This is a genomic window from Nocardia spumae (assembly GCF_020733635.1).
In the GTDB taxonomy this organism is placed as follows: domain Bacteria; phylum Actinomycetota; class Actinomycetes; order Mycobacteriales; family Mycobacteriaceae; genus Nocardia; species Nocardia spumae.
Map to the genome: position 1 here is coordinate 2,823,454 of NZ_JAJFZL010000001.1, position 16,091 is coordinate 2,839,544.

Sequence of the window (16,091 nt, forward strand, 5' to 3'; positions counted from 1 at the left end):
CGGCTGTCGCGGCCGCGACGCGGTGGGCCGGCGGCGATCAGCCGCACAGCGCCGACCGGATGAAGCTCTGCAGGGCGCCGTCGATGGGATGGGGCCGCGGTGTTCCCGTGGAATCGAGGCGGTTCCAGCGTTGCAGATTCACCGCGACCGACAGCTGTCGTGTGCCGTCGGCGCTGGTCATCGATATCGCTCCGCCGCCCCAGACGGAACCGTCGTGCCCCCAGAAGGTGCCGTGACCGGGCAGGGTCGTCTTGTGCAGGCCGAGACCGTACTCGATCATCTTGCCCTCGAAGGAGATGACCGGGACGGTCTGTTGCATCAGAGCCAGTGACGATCGGCTGATGATGTCGCCGGCCAGCAGGAGGCCGAAGAACCGGTTCAGATCCGCGACGGTCGATATCAGCGATGCCGCGGGGCCCACCCACGACATGTCGTAGACGCTGTAGTCGCGAGGCGGATCGATCATGCCGAACCATGATTCGTAGTGCAGCGCATGCGGTCCGGCGATGTCGGGACCGTCCGGGAGCTCGGTGCCGGACAGCCCGGCGCGTTCGATGACGTTGCCGGTGATGTATTTCGCCGCCGCGATGCCGGTGACCGACTCCAGGAGTTCGCACAGCAGTAGGTAATTGGTGTTCGAATACACCCCCGGTGTGCTACCGGGGGCTCCGGTCGCGGGCGCTGAGACACCCATCTCTATCAGCTCGGCCGGCCGGAACCGGGTGAATCGGTTGTCATCCAGGCTTTTCGGTGTGGTGTCCGCCAGCGCGGGGAAGGCCGCGAGGGAGGGATAGGCGCGGGGAAGATATTCGGCGAGGCCGCTGGTGTGGTTGATCAACATCCGGACCGTGATCTCCCCGCCGCGAGGGCCGGGAACCAGGTGCGGCAGGTAATGCCCGATCGGCGTGTCGAGCGCGATGGCGCCGTTGTCGACCTGCTGCAACACCGCGGCGGCGGTGAAGGTCTTGGTGATGCTGCCGACGCGGTGACGCATCTCGGCGCCGACCGGGCGGGCGGTGTCGAGATCGGCGACTCCGGCGGCGCCTCGCCAGATCCGGCCGCGGTCGCGTACCTCGGCGAAGAGTCCGGGAATACCGGCGCGCTGGACGGCCTCCAGGGCGCTCTGCAGTGTCGCCGAATCGAGGGTGCTGGTCACGAGATGTCCTCTCGTAGTCGATGGGGTGCGGTGCACACCACTATCGATCGAGCGGTCCGGTCCCGTATTGGAAGAATTTCCCCCAGGCCCGATAGCGATCGCGGGCGATGGCAGGCCGATAATGCGCTGTCAGTGCCCCCGGGGTGTGGTCGGTGAACAGGGACATATCGCGGCATAGATGCGCCTGATCGGAGTACCCGCAGGTCGCGGCGACATCGGCAGCGGGTTGCCCGGCGAGCAGACCGTCGACCGCGTGGCGGAACCGGGCCAGCATCGCCGCACGCTTGGGCGGCAGGCCGATCTGCGACTCGAACCGCACCGACAGCCGCTTGGCGCTCCATCCGAGGGATTCGGCCAGTTCACCGATCCGCACCCGGCCACGGGTGGTGAGGATCCGATCCCACCCGGCGAGGACCTCGGGGTCCAGGGTTCGGGTCGGCCGGTCACCCTGTGCCAGAAACGCTGTCGTCACGGCGAACCGCTCGTCCCAGCTCCGGGCGGCCCCCAGCCTCTCCCGCAGGTGCAGGGCCCGTCCACCCCAGAGATCGTCGAGGTCGACCACGCCGCGCCCCAGCTCGGCCGGAGGGATCCCCAGCAGCGAATACGCCCGCGCCGGCGGTAAGCGAACCTCGATGCACTCGGCCCGCTCGCCGCGAATGCGCATGGCCTCGACCGGCAGGCCGACGGCGAAGCCGCCGAGTTCCTTGTGGCCCTCGGCGTCGTCGACGATGAGTTCGCGATCCCCGAATCCGATCACCACCGTGATCGCGGTCGTCCCTGCGACTCGCAGATCGAGCCCGGCGCCGCCGATATCGCGGTAACCGATCATCCCGGCACCCGAGGAGCCGGAATCGCCCGGGCCGGCGAAATCCCACGCGCCGCCGCGCTCGCGGCCGATCTGTACAACTGCCACCTCATCGAGGTTACGCAGCCGCCGATCGTGGACCGGAGCGCGTCGGGGAGAACACGCGCCGCCCAGATATCCGGATTCGATCGCGCCATCGCTGGATGGGCGGGAAGTACGGGTGGTCGGTGCGTCCGGCCCAGCGATAGAAATTGCGATCTCCGGAGAATCCGCCGGATCGCTCGGATCGCCCTGCCTGCCGGTGCGCGGTGGACTATCGTCGCTCCAGGCGTTGTTGCCAATGCGTTGCCGGTCCTCGTCTGTAAGCCCGCTGGTGTAGCGACGAAGGGACATGTGATGAGAATTAGCCGTTTCGCGCGCGCAGTGTCGGCGGTATTCGCACTGATCGCCGGTTTCGTTGTGGCAGCGGTCGGGCCCGCGACTGCTCAGTCGATGCCGACGATCGTGCTGGTCCACGGCGCATTCGCCGACACCACGAGCTGGGATGGTGTCGCCGAAAATTTGCGGGGACGCGAATATCGGGTGGTTGTGCCCGAGAACCCGTTGCGCGGCCCCGCCTACGACGCCGCGGCGATCGAGAAGACGCTCGCGGGCATCTCCGGCCCGGTGGTGCTGGTCGGCCACTCCTACGGTGGCGCGGTGATCACGAACGCGCACAATCCGAATGTGAAAGCGCTGGTCTATGTGGCGGCGTTCGCGCCCGCCCAGGGCGAGCCCGTGGCGCTGGCACTGAATCCGATTCAGTACCCCGGCAGTCAGTTGCTGCCACCCGCGCTGCAGATGAAGGTCGTCGACGATTCGAGCACCGCGGTGGGCCGCAACGTCGACGCCTATATCGCCGACGCATCGTTCCACCAGGTTTTCGCACCCGATGTCAGCGATGCCACCGCGGCCACCATGCTGGCCCATCAGAAATCCATCGCGGCCTCGGCGAATCTCGAGCTCTCCGGGCCGCCCGCCTGGTCCGGCACGCCGAGCTGGTATCTGGTGTCCGCCGGTGACACCGTGATCCCGCCCGCGGCACAGCGGTCCATGGCCGACCGGATCGGTGCCCACACCAGCGAGGTGCAGGCGTCACACGTGGCGCTGGTATCCCAGCCCGCCGTGGTAGCCGATGTGATCGTGGCGGCGGCGAACGGAGTCTAGGGCAGGTCGCCGGCTCATCCCGTCACCCGGTACAGCCGCCAGGTTGGTAGATCGTCGCCGTCGTTGGGCACTTCCAACTCCAGTGACGCGATCTCGGCACCCGTGTCGTAGAGCGTGGGAAAGCGGCGGTTGATCGCGTCGGAGGCGCCGCGCCCGGCATTGGGAACACTGAGGATATAGCGGATCCCGCTGCCGGACGGATTGTTGAGGATATCGACGAAATCCTGGTCCGACGGGATGACGAAGGTCTGCGGGCGGGTGGTCGCGGTGTAGACCGAGAATCCGTAGACGGTGTCCATCAGTACCGAGGAGTCGGGCAGGTGCAGGGAGTCGATGTATCGCGCCAGGTGGCGTTCGGTGCTGAAGGAGGCGATGATGTGCAGTTCTCGCAGATGTTCGGGCGAGGTGTTCTCGGGTTCGGGATGGACGATGGCCTCGAGGGCGTACTGCTGATCCGACAGTGTGGGTGAGGTCATCAGCGCACCGGTCACGATCGGGGTGGTGACCAGGATCAGCACCGTCACCGTGGCGAGGACGGGCCCGCGGCGCTCGGTGCCGGAAACCCGGATCCGGCGATAGCGGCCGGGGCGGCGGGCCCGCTGCTGACCCCGTGCGGGGTACACCTGGTAGATCAGGATGACCATCCACGGCAGCGCCGCGAAATAGAACCGCAGGAACGGAAAGGTGCTGCCCGTCATGTAATTGCGGATCGCGAAGATCATGATGGCGCCGAACACCACCGCCGCGGCCACCACCTCGAGATCGCGGCGCTGCCAGGCCAGCACCGCCACCACCGGAATCAGTACCGGCAGGAACGGGCCCATGACGACGATCTCGGCCAGGCTGAACGCCAGCCCGTACAGCGGTGTCGAGGCGCCACCCCCGCTCTGCGCCAGAATGCTGGCATTGCCGTAGCCCGACGACAGTTGCTGGAAGGCCTGTCCGGTGATGATCCAGCTCGCGAACGCCCAGCCGAGGAAGGCGACCGCCGACGGCATCGCGATGATGACCCCGTCCAGCAGGGCCTCGACGATCCGGCCGCGGCGGGTCCGGCGGTTCGAGCGAAATACGGTGACGCCCATGACGAAGAGGGTCGCGGCGCCCGCGGCGGCGAGCGAGTCGTAGCGGGCCAGGTAGGCGATGCCGAACGCGCAGCCGGCCAGACACAGATCGTGCACGTCGTCGGTGTGGCACCAGCGGATCAGCCGTCGCGCCGCCCAGATCACGAGGAACAGGAACGGCGCCTCGCTCATACCGTTCGCGGCGTAGAACACGACCATCGGATCGAGTGCGAAGGCGGCGGTGGCGACCCAGACCAGCCAGGACGGCAGTCCCCGGTCGCGGCCGAGGAGATAGATCTGCACGACCGCGCCGGCCATGAACGGCGCCGACATCAGAACCGCGCTCACCCCGCGCTCGGTCACCACCGTCCACCACTGGCTGAAGTACACGACCGGCAGTTGCGTGACCGCCGTCAACGGGGTGAATATGAATCCGATCGCGGCCAGATGCGGATTCCTGCTGAACATCACACTGCGCGCGGTCGCCACCCGGCTGAGCGAGTCGCCGAGGAAGAAGCCGGGAACGAAGGCGAGGTAGAGGCCGGCGGCGACGTAGATCAGCGTCGTACCGCAGAACAGCCACCGGGACGCGGATTTCATGTCGGTTCGCCTTCCGCCGGCCCCTCTCCGGAACCGGGCAGCCCGTGCACGGTCTTCTCCCAGTAGGAGGGACTGCTGATCAGCTGATAGGTGCCCTTGATCGCCGCCACGCTCATCAGCAGCCAGTACAGCGGGGTGGTCAGCGCCGCCACGATCAACGCGGCATGCCTGGTTTCCCGGCAGGCGACGAGATTCATGTACAGCATCGCCGTATTACCGAATACCAGGCAGAACAGCGCCGGGAAGTACACGTAGGCGGGGAACTCCTGCTGAATCACGCTGGGCTGTCCCAGAATCCACGCCAGTGTGATGAGCCAGAACACCATGTTCATACAGGCGATGATCGGCGTGCCCGCCAGCAGTGTGGTGAACCGGCCGAAACCGATCGGGCCCAGGGCGCGCCACAGCCGGACCGGGGCACGGGTGTGCACCAGCCAGGTCTGGAGGTAGCCCTTGTACCAGCGCGAGCGCTGCCGGATCCAGTTGATGGCGTCGCTGTTGGCCTCCTCCAGCGTCGTCGAATCCAGCACCGCGGTGCGATATCCCGAGGCCGCGATCCGCACCCCGAGATCGGCGTCCTCGGTGACGTTGTAGGGATCCCACGAGCCGATCCGGTCCAGGACGGCGCGCCGGAGGTGATTGGACGTGCCACCCAGCGGAATCGGACTCGAGCCGCGCATGAGACCGGGGAGCACGAAGTTGAACCACAGCGCGTAATCGGCGGTGAACCATGCGGTGAGCAGGTTCTGACCGCCGTTGTGGAAGGCGAGCTTGGCTTGCACGCACGCGGTGTCGTCCGGCAGCCGGGAGAACGCGACCGCGGCGCGGCGCAGTTGCAGCGGATCGGGATTGTCCTCGGCGTCGTAGATGGTGATGATCTCGCCGGTGGCGAATTCGAGTCCGAAGTTGCATGCCTTGGGTTTGGTGCGCGGATCCGACGGCGGCACTTCGAGAATCGTCATGCCGAAATCGGCGCTCATCCCGCGCGCGGCCTCCACTGTCGGTGTGTCGTCGGCCTCGAGCAGCAGCAGTACCTGCAATTTGTCCCCGGGATAGTTCAGGGCTCCGATATTGGTCACCAATTGGGTGATGATGTTCGGCTCGTCGTAGGCCGGGACGAGCACGGTATACGTCGGTAGCCGGGAATCGGGGAAGGCCAGCGCCTCCTCGTCGGAGACGCGGATGATGGTGCGCCCGTCGAGTCCGCGATAGAACAGGATCAGGCGGTCGACGAGCGTCCACACGTAGAAGAAGGTCGACAGGAACGTCAGCGTGATCAGGGTGGGGAGGGGAAAGACGATCGCGCACCCGATCGTGACGACCAGCGCGGCGATCAACACGGCGCGCTGCCAGGGGTAGAGCACCACGGCGGCCGACGCGTCCGGATGTGCTTCGCGCAGACCGTGAATCGCCTTGTGCAGGGCGGCCTCGACCCCGGGGGCGGCGCGACTGTCGTTCTCGCTCACCATTTCTGCACCTCGACCAGTTCCCGGCCCAGGGTCTCGACCAGATCGCGGTCCTTGAACTCCGAGCGCGTATCCGATACCGCCGCCACCCCGCGGAACATCAGCTCCAGGAATTCGCCGACATTGCCGGTCGGGGAGGGCACCGGTTCGGGGAAGTAGGCATCGGGTTCGTGATTGTCGACCGTGACGATGGTGACCCGCTGGATCCGCTTGTCGGCGCGGGCCCATTCGAAACTCAGGTTGGTCCAGGTCAGTAGCAGGTTGTCGTCGACGACGGTGGACATGTCGGCGGTGATCCCGCGGCCGACGTCCACCGGTACCGATTCGCTGATCCGGCCGTGGGACAGGTCGTAACTCATCCGTATCGGCGTGACCTCGAGGGCTACCGGATTGCTGACGGTCAGCACATCGATCTGCGCGGTTCGATTGCGCCCCAGTGAATCCCACTGCGGATCGGGTTCCCGGGTGCGGATGGTCTGACGCACCAGGGAGGCATCGCGGGAGGAGAAATAGTGTCCTGCCCAGTCGTAGGGCTCGACCGACAACTGGACCCATCCCGCCGGGACGACCAACCCCGGATCACCGGTCCACGGTGGTCCGGCCGCTGGTTCGGAGGTGGCCTGCGCGGGCAGCGGGATGAGCGCGAACAACGCACAGGCGACGGGGACCAGGATGGCGGCGCGCAGTGCGCGCGGCAGCGACACCGGGCGCGCCGCGCCGATCGAGCCCGACCGCCGCGTTCGTGCGACCGCCCACCAGGCGGTTCCGACCGCGACGGTGACGATGGTGGCGACCAGTTGTAGGACGAAGGTCACCGGCTTCGGCTGTATCGCGATCGCGATCGCCACAGCCCCCACGCCCAGGCAGAGACCGAACAGGATCAGCGCGCCGCGGCCCCGGCCGCAGGCGAAGGCCACCGCCGCCGCCGAGAAGATCACCATCGCGAAGCCGTAGGCGAAGCGCCCACCGCCCAGCGCGACCGCCAGCACCCGGTACACCAGCGGACATGCCACCAGCGCGAACACGACCACCTGCCAGTACGTGGTGACCGGTCGCAGCCCGAACAGCAGGATCACCGCGAAGACGACGAACAGCCAGGCCGCGAGGACATCCAGGTTCAGCAGAAAGTAGTAGGGGGTCAAGCGCGGCACCAGCATTCGCTCGACCGACAGCGCGATCACCAGCACGACCAGGCCGACGATCACATCGGTCTGGCGATCCTGGATCAGCGGGCCGCGCCGCGGCCGATGGGCCACGCCGAAGCCGACGAGCGCGGCCAGGATCGGGATGAACACGATGTAGCCGATCGAGCCACCGTCGACGGCCGATTTCCACACGCTGACCCAGGTCTGCCAGAACCCGGCGCCGGTCGCGGCCGCGATGAGCGCCCAGCGCCACGCCGCCGCGCGGGTATTCATCGGGTACTCCGCCGCCATGCCACGATGACGGCGATCAGTACTCCGAGTGCCAGCAGCGCCGCGGCGATCACCAGCACGGTCACCGCGGTCGAGGACAACCCCGAGGAGGTGGAGGTCTTCGAGGTGCTGTGCGGCAGGCTCAATTCCACCGGATCACGCCCGGGCACCGTGAAGATCAGATCGCCGGAGAGATTCGCCCATCCCGACGACTGCGCATCCAGCCACGCCAGCGTCCGATCCAGTTCCGCCGGACCGGAGTCGGAGGTCGCCACCAGCAGTTCGCGCTCATTCTGGTGGAGCGTCTGGATCGAGGCGTACTTCTCGAACGCGTCGACCTTGATCTCGGTGGTGCCACCGTCGGGGTGGGTCAGGCGCACCGTGTTGTTCGTCGACACCGACAGCGGCAGTGTGATGCCGTCCGGTACCCGGCCCTGCCCTGCGATGAGGATCGCCGGATGGGAGGAATCGGTGGCCTCCGACATCGTCACCCACCGTGGATCCAGTCGGGTCGAGGTGAGCCGCTGCTGTGCGGCGATCAGGGTGATCGCGCGCGCGGCGTCGTCGTAGCCGTGGCCGTCGGCGGCGACGTTCACACTCGGCAGCAGCGCCTGCGGCAGCGCCTGGAACCCGAACGGCGGACCGCTCGGTGACGCCTCGCTGGTGACCTGCGATTCCGGGAAGATCGTGAGCGTCAGTGGCAGGTCCAGGCCGCAACCGGCGGTACCGCCGGTGGTCTGCAGTGTCACCGCCACGGTGGTGGTGCGAGCCAGGACATCGTCGGGGATGTCGATCCAGCGCTGGATGCGGCCGGAGCTCTCGGCCGCCCAGCTGGTCACGACCCGGTCGCCGACCATCACGGTGAGCAGCCCGCTCTGGGTCGGCGGCGGCGGGGTGTAGGTGCCGGACAACAGCACCCGGATGTTGTGTGCGTTGCGGCCGAGATGGGTTTGGTCCACACCGAATTCGACCGACACCTGTCCGTGGGAGGTGGCGCTGAGCGTGCCCGCGCCGAGCTGCCCGAGGGTGGTGCTCGCGGGTGCGAGGACCGGCGGCTGGTCGATGGAACCGGCCACCGCGCCGGTATCGACGGCGACCGCGGAGACATCGCTGGTGATCAGCCGCGCCTGGTCGATGAGCGCCTCGCCTTCCCCGGTGACCAGCAGTGCGGGCGGTCCACTCGGCATCGGCGTCAGATTCGTGCCCGCGCTCGGCCCGCGCCGGATGACGACGGTGCGATCGAAGGGGCCGTCCGGCTCGGCCGGCGTGTTCGAATTTCCGGCCAGTGCTTCGGTGACCACGCGGACCGGCTGGGTGCCGTAGTGCGCGACGACGGCGGCATCGAGTTGCAGGGCGGCGTCGATTTCCTGTGCGTCGGGCTGCGCGGGAATCGCGATCCGCAGGCGCTGCAGCAACGGTGGGAGGAAGTCGGCGATGACGGTCGGCAGTTCCGGGGCGCCACTGAATCCGAATCGCAGATTCCGCAGCACCACGCTGTGGTCGTACCAGACGTCCGGGCACAGGCCGTCGCGCGGAAGCAGTGATACGTCGAGGGTGATCGACGCCGCCTGGCGATCGACCGGGATGCCGGTCAGCGGCAATGTCAGCGGTACCGACGTGGCCGGGCCCGCGGGCAGTTCGGCGCGGGCCGAGGTGAGATCACCGGAGCGGGCCTCGATCCAGCCGCGGGCGACATTGGCGGGCATATCGACCTGCAGGCTCAGGGTGGACGGTGTCAGCCCGGGCGGGACGGGGATGGTGAGGGAGCGCTGGTCCTGGGTGCCGCGCAGGGCCACCGTGTCGCCCAGTCCGAGCGCGCGTGAATCCACGACCAGCGGTGTGTCATTCGATGTCGCCGCGGGCGGTTGTGCCACAGCGGATATCGGGATGAAGGTCAGCAGCGCTGCCCCGGCCGCAACGAGATTGAGCAATCGCTTGGCTATAGGCATCGGCGGCCCTCTCGTGGATCAGCGAACGCACACTTTCCGAACACAGGCAGCGGGGACGGGTGGCCGTCGATGCGGTCCCGGTGGCCGGGTTGCCGCAAACCGGACGCATGGGATCCGTCCGACCCGGATGCTACTGGTGGAGTGCTGGTTTCCGGGGCGCAACGCCGTCGATCGCTGGATCCGGAGCCCGGTGAGCGGCCAACGGCGGTCGTTCGGGCGAACGGTACTGCAGGCGGAATGGCAAACTAAGGGTGATTATTGCTGTTGATTAGCTACTGTGCGAGGGGTGGATACGGTAACGATCATCACGCGCCGTGTCTTCGGCGAGCGACCTCGCCGGACCGCACCCTCGGCGCGAGATCGGCGAATGCGACGCCGGCAGCGGGGATGCCGATGAGCGAGGAACCGACGCATCCCGATCCGATGACGGCGGCGCGGACCCGGCCCGCGGGCTCGGTGGCGGCCGCACTCGTCGCGGCCCTGCGGCCGCGCCAGTGGGTGAAGAATCTCCTGGTGCTGGCCGCGCTCGTGCCTGCCGGAAAGAATGTCGTCACCGGTGAGTACATCGTCGACGCGGCGGCTGTCGGCCGGGTCGCGGTGGCTTTCGCGGTCTTCTGCGTGGCCTCATCGGGTATCTATCTGATCGCCGACACGGTCGGCGCGTCATCCGATCGCGCGAATTCCGCTCGCCGCTATCGACCGATCGCGGCAGGACTCGTGCCGGCACCGGTGGCCTGCGTGCTGGGGGCCGTACTACTCGCCGCGGCGGTCCTCGTCTCGCTGGCCGTGTCCTGGCAGCTCGCCTTCGTGACCGCGATGTTCATCGCGATGCAGTTGTCGTACTGGCTCGCGCTGACCGAAGTCGCGGTCATCGACATCTGCCTCGTCGCCGGAGGATTTCTGGTGCGAGCGATCGCGGGCGGCGTCGCGGCCGAGGTTCGGTTGTCGATGTGGTTCCTGTTGGTGACGGCCTCGGGATCGGTTTTCGTCGCCGCGGGAAAACGCTACGCGGAGTTGATGATCGCCCGCGACACCGGTGCTCGGATGCGTGCCTCGCTGCAGTACTACACCCCCACCTATCTGCGCTTCGTGTGGACCATGGCGGCGACGGCTCTGGTCGTCTTCTACAGCCTGTGGGCCTTCGAACCCGCCCGCTCCGACAGCATCTGGTTCGAACTGTCGCTGATCCCGTTCACCATGGCCGTGCTGCGCTACGCCGTATCGATCGACGGGGCGGAGGCAGACGAACCCGAGGAGATCGCCCTGCACAGCGCCCGCCTGCAACTGCTGGCCCTGGTGTGGATCGTGGCGCTGCTCATCGCCGTCTACCACTGACCGGGCGTCGGACCGATCGTCGTCGCGGCGGCGAAGGGGTGAAGCCGGGCAGCGGGGCGATGGGTCTTCGACCGCGCTGCCCGGCTTCGGGGTTGTGACGTGCGCGGTAGCGGCTAGGTCACAATCCGCAGGGGGTGTTCGATCAGGTCTTTCAATTGCGCGAGGAATTGCGCGGCCACCGCGCCGTCGATCGCGCGGTGATCCGCGGACATGGTGACGCGCAGGATCTTCCGGCTCACCACATCGTCACCGTCGAGCCGGAGTTCGTCGGTCGCGGCGCCCACGGCCAGGATGGCGCATTCGGGTGGGTTGATGACGGCGGTGAAATGTTCGATGCCGTACATGCCGAGATTGGAGATGGTGAAGGTACCGCCGCTCATCTCCTCGGCCCGCAGTTTGCGATCGCGTGCCCGCCGCGCCTTGTCCAGGGTCTCGGTGGCGATGGCGGACACCGGTTTGAGATCGGCGTCGCGGATCACGGGAACCAGCAGACCGGCGGGGGTGGCGACCGCGACGCCCAGGTGAATTCCCCGGTGCCGCAACAGGGTGTCCCCGCCGAAGGAGACATTGACGGCCGGGTTCGCCCGCAGGGTGACAGCGACAGCCTTGACGAGCAGATCGTTGACGCTGACCTTGCCCGCCCCCGCCTCGGCCAGCGTCTCGTTGATCCGCGCGCGGAACGCCAGCAGATCGGTCACGTCGATCGCGCTGGTCAGGTAGATGTGCGGCGCGTGTTGTTTGCTCTCGGTGAGCCGTACGGCCGACACTCGCTGAATGCTGGTCAAGGGGATCTCGTCGTAGTCGCCGGCCACCGGGACCGTGGCGGTATCGACGGCCGCCGACACCGGAGTCTCCGGCGTGTGGCTCTCCGGAACACCGGAAACGGTTGCCGTGTGCGCGGTTTCGACGTCGTGACGAGTTACCCGCCCGCCGGGGCCGGTTCCGGTGACAGCGGTGATGTCGACACCGAGCTCGCGAGCGATCTTGCGGGCCAGGGGTGAGGATTTGTGCCGGCCGTCGGGTGCGGTGGCCGCGGGTGCGGCCGGTGACGGCGCCGCGGCCGCGGTGGCTGCCGCACCGGTGGGCGCCGGGGTCGTGTCGGCTCCGCTGCCGTCGCCGACGACGGCGATCGGCTCACCGATGGGAACGCGGGTTCCCACGACGGCGATGATCCGTTCGAGGACCCCGTCGTCGTAGGCCTCGAGTTCCATGAGGGCCTTGTCGGTCTCGATCTCGGCGAGGACTTCGCCGCGGGTGACGGTATCGCCGACCTGTTTGAGCCAGTTCGCGACGACGCCGTCCTCCATGGTGTCGGAGAGCCGGGGCATGGTGATGTCGGGCAAAGGGATTCCTCTCAGCGTCGCTTACCCACGGCCGCAAGGGTTTCCACCGCGGCGGTGTAGAGCGAGTCGACAGACGGCAGCGCCAGCTTCTCCAGTGGTTTGGCGTAGGGCAGCGGCACCTCGGCCATGGCCACGCGGCGCACCGGCGCATCGAGATAGTCGAAGGCGCCGTCGGAGATCGAGGCCGCGATCTCGGCGCCGATACCGTAGGTGAGCCAATCGTCCTCACCGATGACCGCGCACCCGGTCTTGCGCACCGAGCGGATGAGAGTGTCGCGATCGAGCGGACGCAGACTGCGCAGATCGATCACCTCCGCCGAGATGCCCTCGGCCGCGAGTTTCTCCGCGACCTGGGTGCACACGGTGGCCATGCGCGAGTAGCCGATCAGGGTGATGTCGGCACCCGGACGGGTGACAGCGGCCTTGCCGATCTGTGCCGGCGGCAGATCGTGCGGCACTTCACCTTTGGTGTTGTACAGCGACAGGTTCTCCAGGAACAACACCGGATCCTCGTCCTCGATCGCGGCCTCGAGCAGGGCCCGCGCGTCGGCGGGGGTGCTGGGTGCGACGACCTTGAGGCCGGGGACGAAGGCGTAGTACAGCTCGATGTTCTGCGAATGGGTCGCGCCCAGCTGCTGTCCGCCGCCACCGGGGGTGCGGATCACCATCGGCACACTGGTCTGCCCGCCGAACATGCCGTAGATCTTGGCGGCGTGGTTGACGATCTGATCCAGTGCCAGCAGGGAGAAGTTGATCGTCATGATCTCGACGATCGGGCGCAGGCCGAGCATGGCGGCGCCGATGGCCGCCCCCACGAATCCCTCCTCGGCGATCGGGGTGTCGCGCACCCGCTTGTCGCCGAACTCGTCGAGCAGTCCGGCGGTGATCTTGTAGGAGCCCTCGAAGACGCCGATCTCCTCACCGATGAGGACGATGTCGTCGTCGCGCCGCATCTGGTCGCGCAGGGTCTCGCGCAGCGCTTCGCGATAGGTCATGACAGGCACAGGGTGGTCCTCAGGCGGTGAAGAGCGGATCGGCGGGCAGGCGGCGGGAATCGCCGGGCACCGGGGTGGCGTAGTTGTAATCGAACAGGCTCGACGGTTCCGGATGCGGGCTCGCGTCGGCGAACTCCACCGCGGCCGCGACCTCGGCGGTGACCTCCTGTTCGATGACGGCGGCCGAATCCTCGGTCAGGACACCGGCGTCGAGCAGCGCGGCCTGCCAGCGTGTGATCGGGTCGTGCTCCCGCGCCACCGACACCGCTTCGCTGGTGCGGTATTTCGCCGGATCGACCACCGAGTGGCCCTTGAGCCGATGGCTCATCGCTTCCAGCAGCGCCGGTGTGCCCGTGCGGCGCGCGGACTCGATGAGTTCGCTCGCCGCGTCGCGCACGGCCAGCACATCGGTGCCGTCGACGCGTTCGCCGCGCATGCGGTAGGCCGCGGCCCGCTTCCACAGATCCGGCTCGGCGGAGGACTTCTCGACGGTGGTGCCCATACCGGTGCGGTTGTTGACCACCAGGAACACGATCGGCAACTTCCACAGCGCGGCCAGGTTCAGCGATTCGTGGAAGGCGCCGATATTGGTCGTGCCCTCGCCCATCTGGCACACCACGACATCGTCGCCGCCGCGGTAGTCGATGGCCAGCGCGGCGCCGACGGCCAGCGGAACCTGGCCGCCCACGATGGCATAACCACCGAGCAGCCGAGTGTCGGTGTCGTACATGTGCATCGAGCCGCCCCACCCTTTGGAGGTGCCGGTGGTCCGGCCGTACAGTTCGGCCATCACGCGCCCCGGCTCGATTCCCTTGGCCAGCGCGTAACCGTGTTCGCGATAGTTGGTGAACAGGTAGTCGGTGCGTCGCATCGCGGCACCGAGCCCGACCACGGTGGCTTCCTCACCCAGATTGAGGTGGCAGTAGCCGCCGATCTTGGCCTGCTGATAGCTCTGGGCGGTGCGTTCCTCGAACCGGCGTACGAACAGCATGTCCCGGTAGAGACGACGGAGGGTGCCGGGATCCTCGGCGGTGACGCGGGACTGCGACGAGGTGGTGTCGGCGGTCCGGTCGACCAGCAGGTCCGCGTTCGGTGCGGCCTGCGGGGCTTCGTCGGCCGCTGGCCGGGCTTTCGCGCGCCGGCCGGACTTGCGTGGGGCCTGCTGCGGGGTTGCGGTAGTCACGGTGGTGCTCCTCAACGCGTGCGGGGCGGGGTGATGTGGACCGGCAGGCCGAGCCCGGTCAGGGCCGCCTCCATGCCGATCTCACCCAGGGTGGGGTGGGCGTGAATGGTGTCGGCGAGCTCGTCGAGAGTCGCCTCGAGCGATATCGCCAGTGCGCCTTCGGTGATCAGATCGCTGGCCGACGGGCCGATGATGTGCACGCCGAGGACTTCCCGATACCGGGCCCCGGCGACGATCTTGCAGAAGCCCTCGGTGTCGCCGAACGATTTCGCGCGCCCGAGTGCGGCGAACGGGAAAGTGGCGGTGACGATCTCGTGTCCGGCCTGCCGGGCCGCCTGCTCGGTCAGCCCGACGCTCGCGATCTCCGGATGGGTGAACGTCGCCGCGGGGATGACCGTGTAGTCGATGCGCGCGTCGTGCCCGGCGACGACGTCGGCCGCGGTCAGGCCCTGATGGGAGGCCACATGGGCCAGCAGCGCCCGACCGGTGACATCACCGATGGCGTAGACGTGCTCGACGGCGGTCCGCAGCCGATCGTCGACGGGGATGAAACCCCGTGCGTCCGTGTCGATCCCGGCGTGATCCAGATCGAGGTGGGCGGTGTTCGGGCGGCGGCCCACACCGATGAGCACGACGTCGGCATCGATCTCCCGAGGCGAGGTTCCACCCACGTCGACGACCAGTCCATCGCCGGCCCGCGCGATGCCGGTGACCGTGGAGCCGGTCAGGATCGTGATGCCGCGCTTGGCGAAGGAGCGGCCCAGGGCGGCGCCGATCTCCTCGTCCTCCGCCGGGACCAGGCGATCCCGCATCTCGACGACGGTCACCTCGGCGCCGAGGGTGGCGAACAGGCTGGCCCATTCGGCGCCGACCGCACTGCCGCCGATCACGACCAGCCGCCGGGGCACCTCGCTCAGCCCGAAGGCGCCGTCGGAGGTGATGACGCCCGGTAGGTCGGCGCCGGGTACGGGGAGCTGCGCCGGCACCGATCCGGTCGCGATGACGACGTCGGTGGCATCGACCGTGCGGGTCGCGGTGGCGGTCGGCGCGGCGCCGTAGCGCGGTCCGTCCGGGAAGATCGGTGACGGACCCGGCTCGAACACCTCGACGGTGGTCGGGCCGACGAATCGGGCATGCCCCTCGATCACGGTGACGCCGTTGGCTTTCAACAAACCCGCGACACCGTTGGTGAGGTCGCTGACGATGCCGTCCTTGCGTTTGCGCACCGCGGCGAAGTCGAGGCGAACGTTGTCGGCGTGGATTCCGAACTCGGCCGCGGCGGTGACGGTGTGGAATACCTCGGCCGACCGCAACATGGCCTTGGTGGGGATGCAGCCCCAGTTCAGGCAGACCCCGCCCGGGCGTTCCTTTTCCACCAGCCCGACCCGCAGGCCGCGCTGGGCCGCACGGATCGCCGCGACGTAGCCGCCGGGCCCTCCGCCCACGATCAAGAGATCGAATTCCGGCACTTGTGGTGCTCCTCGTCCTGGATAAGTGACCCGAATCCGGTTGTGGTGCGGGCCATCAGGAGTGGAGTCTGCTCGGTGCCGGAGGTCCGGGCAATTCCCCGCAAGCCC

General features: G+C 67.9%; 12 protein-coding genes. 2 read left to right on the forward strand and 10 right to left on the reverse strand.

The annotated features are described in order from the left end of the window. Window positions 1-37: 37 nt before the first annotated feature. Window positions 38-1,156, reverse strand: a complete 1,119-nt coding sequence (locus tag LKD76_RS12430) for a serine hydrolase domain-containing protein (protein WP_227981262.1) — start codon at window positions 1,154-1,156, stop codon at window positions 38-40. A 40-nt stretch (window positions 1,157-1,196) separates the two neighbouring features. Continuing rightward, window positions 1,197-2,069 carry a helix-turn-helix domain-containing protein gene (locus tag LKD76_RS12435; RefSeq protein WP_227981264.1) on the reverse strand — a complete coding sequence of 291 codons (873 nt, stop codon included), beginning with the start codon at window positions 2,067-2,069 and terminating at the stop codon, window positions 1,197-1,199. A 288-nt stretch (window positions 2,070-2,357) separates the two neighbouring features. On the opposite strand from LKD76_RS12435, the gene LKD76_RS12440 reads away from it, so the two are divergent. Continuing rightward, window positions 2,358-3,167 carry an alpha/beta fold hydrolase gene (locus LKD76_RS12440; RefSeq protein WP_227981266.1) on the forward strand — a complete coding sequence of 270 codons (810 nt, stop codon included), beginning with the start codon at window positions 2,358-2,360 and terminating at the stop codon, window positions 3,165-3,167. Window positions 3,168-3,181: 14 nt separating this feature from the next. On the opposite strand, the gene LKD76_RS12445 is transcribed toward LKD76_RS12440, so the two are convergent. Genes LKD76_RS12445 through LKD76_RS12460 form a run of 4 tightly spaced genes read right to left on the reverse strand, consistent with a single transcriptional unit; the run spans window position 3,182 to window position 9,658 of the window. Continuing rightward, window positions 3,182-4,828 (reverse strand): ArnT family glycosyltransferase, encoded by a 1,647-nt coding sequence (locus tag LKD76_RS12445; protein WP_227981268.1) that lies wholly within the window; start codon window positions 4,826-4,828, stop codon window positions 3,182-3,184. Continuing rightward, window positions 4,825-6,297, reverse strand: coding sequence for a glycosyltransferase (locus tag LKD76_RS12450; RefSeq protein WP_227981270.1), 1,473 nt, complete (start codon window positions 6,295-6,297; stop codon window positions 4,825-4,827). Before LKD76_RS12450 ends, LKD76_RS12445 begins: the two co-directional genes overlap by 4 nt. After that, on the reverse strand, window positions 6,291-7,712 hold the full coding sequence (locus LKD76_RS12455) for a DUF3488 domain-containing protein (RefSeq protein ID WP_227981272.1): 1,422 nt from the start codon (window positions 7,710-7,712) through the stop codon (window positions 6,291-6,293). Before LKD76_RS12455 ends, LKD76_RS12450 begins: the two co-directional genes overlap by 7 nt. Then, window positions 7,709-9,658, reverse strand: coding sequence for a cellulose biosynthesis cyclic di-GMP-binding regulatory protein BcsB (locus tag LKD76_RS12460; protein ID WP_227981273.1), 1,950 nt, complete (start codon window positions 9,656-9,658; stop codon window positions 7,709-7,711). The genes LKD76_RS12455 and LKD76_RS12460 overlap by 4 nt, the downstream gene beginning before the upstream one ends. Window positions 9,659-10,051: 393 nt before the next feature. Between LKD76_RS12460 and LKD76_RS12465 the strand changes: the two genes are divergently transcribed. Continuing rightward, entirely contained in the window at window positions 10,052-10,993 is a 942-nt protein-coding gene (locus tag LKD76_RS12465) for a decaprenyl-phosphate phosphoribosyltransferase (RefSeq protein WP_227981275.1), read from the forward strand. 113 nt (window positions 10,994-11,106) lie between these two features. Here LKD76_RS12465 and LKD76_RS12470 read toward each other — a convergent pair whose 3' ends face one another. Genes LKD76_RS12470 through lpdA form a run of 4 tightly spaced genes read right to left on the reverse strand, consistent with a single transcriptional unit; the run spans window position 11,107 to window position 15,983 of the window. Beyond that, window positions 11,107-12,336, reverse strand: a complete 1,230-nt coding sequence (locus LKD76_RS12470) for a dihydrolipoamide acetyltransferase family protein (RefSeq protein WP_227981277.1) — start codon at window positions 12,334-12,336, stop codon at window positions 11,107-11,109. 11 nt (window positions 12,337-12,347) lie between these two features. Next, window positions 12,348-13,331 (reverse strand): alpha-ketoacid dehydrogenase subunit beta, encoded by a 984-nt coding sequence (locus LKD76_RS12475; protein ID WP_227985226.1) that lies wholly within the window; start codon window positions 13,329-13,331, stop codon window positions 12,348-12,350. A 19-nt stretch (window positions 13,332-13,350) separates the two neighbouring features. After that, window positions 13,351-14,514, reverse strand: a complete 1,164-nt coding sequence (pdhA, locus tag LKD76_RS12480) for a pyruvate dehydrogenase (acetyl-transferring) E1 component subunit alpha (RefSeq protein WP_227981279.1) — start codon at window positions 14,512-14,514, stop codon at window positions 13,351-13,353. An 11-nt stretch (window positions 14,515-14,525) separates the two neighbouring features. Then, window positions 14,526-15,983: a dihydrolipoyl dehydrogenase gene (gene lpdA / locus LKD76_RS12485; RefSeq protein WP_227981281.1), complete on the reverse strand. Its 1,458-nt coding sequence runs from the start codon at window positions 15,981-15,983 to the stop codon at window positions 14,526-14,528. Window positions 15,984-16,091 lie beyond the last annotated feature (108 nt).

Excerpts from the sequence above, each read along its gene's own strand:
- LKD76_RS12475 (WP_227985226.1), bottom strand. The coding sequence starts at position 13,331 with ATGACCTATCGCGAAGCGCTGCGCGAGACCCTGCGCGACCAGATGCGG.
- LKD76_RS12455 (WP_227981272.1), bottom strand. The coding sequence starts at position 7,712 with ATGAATACCCGCGCGGCGGCGTGGCGCTGGGCGCTCATCGCGGCCGCG.
- LKD76_RS12460 (WP_227981273.1), bottom strand. The coding sequence starts at position 9,658 with ATGCCTATAGCCAAGCGATTGCTCAATCTCGTTGCGGCCGGGGCAGCG.
- LKD76_RS12440 (WP_227981266.1), top strand. The coding sequence starts at position 2,358 with ATGAGAATTAGCCGTTTCGCGCGCGCAGTGTCGGCGGTATTCGCACTG.
- LKD76_RS12450 (WP_227981270.1), bottom strand. The coding sequence starts at position 6,297 with ATGGTGAGCGAGAACGACAGTCGCGCCGCCCCCGGGGTCGAGGCCGCC.
- LKD76_RS12445 (WP_227981268.1), bottom strand. The coding sequence starts at position 4,828 with ATGAAATCCGCGTCCCGGTGGCTGTTCTGCGGTACGACGCTGATCTAC.
- LKD76_RS12465 (WP_227981275.1), top strand. The coding sequence starts at position 10,052 with ATGAGCGAGGAACCGACGCATCCCGATCCGATGACGGCGGCGCGGACC.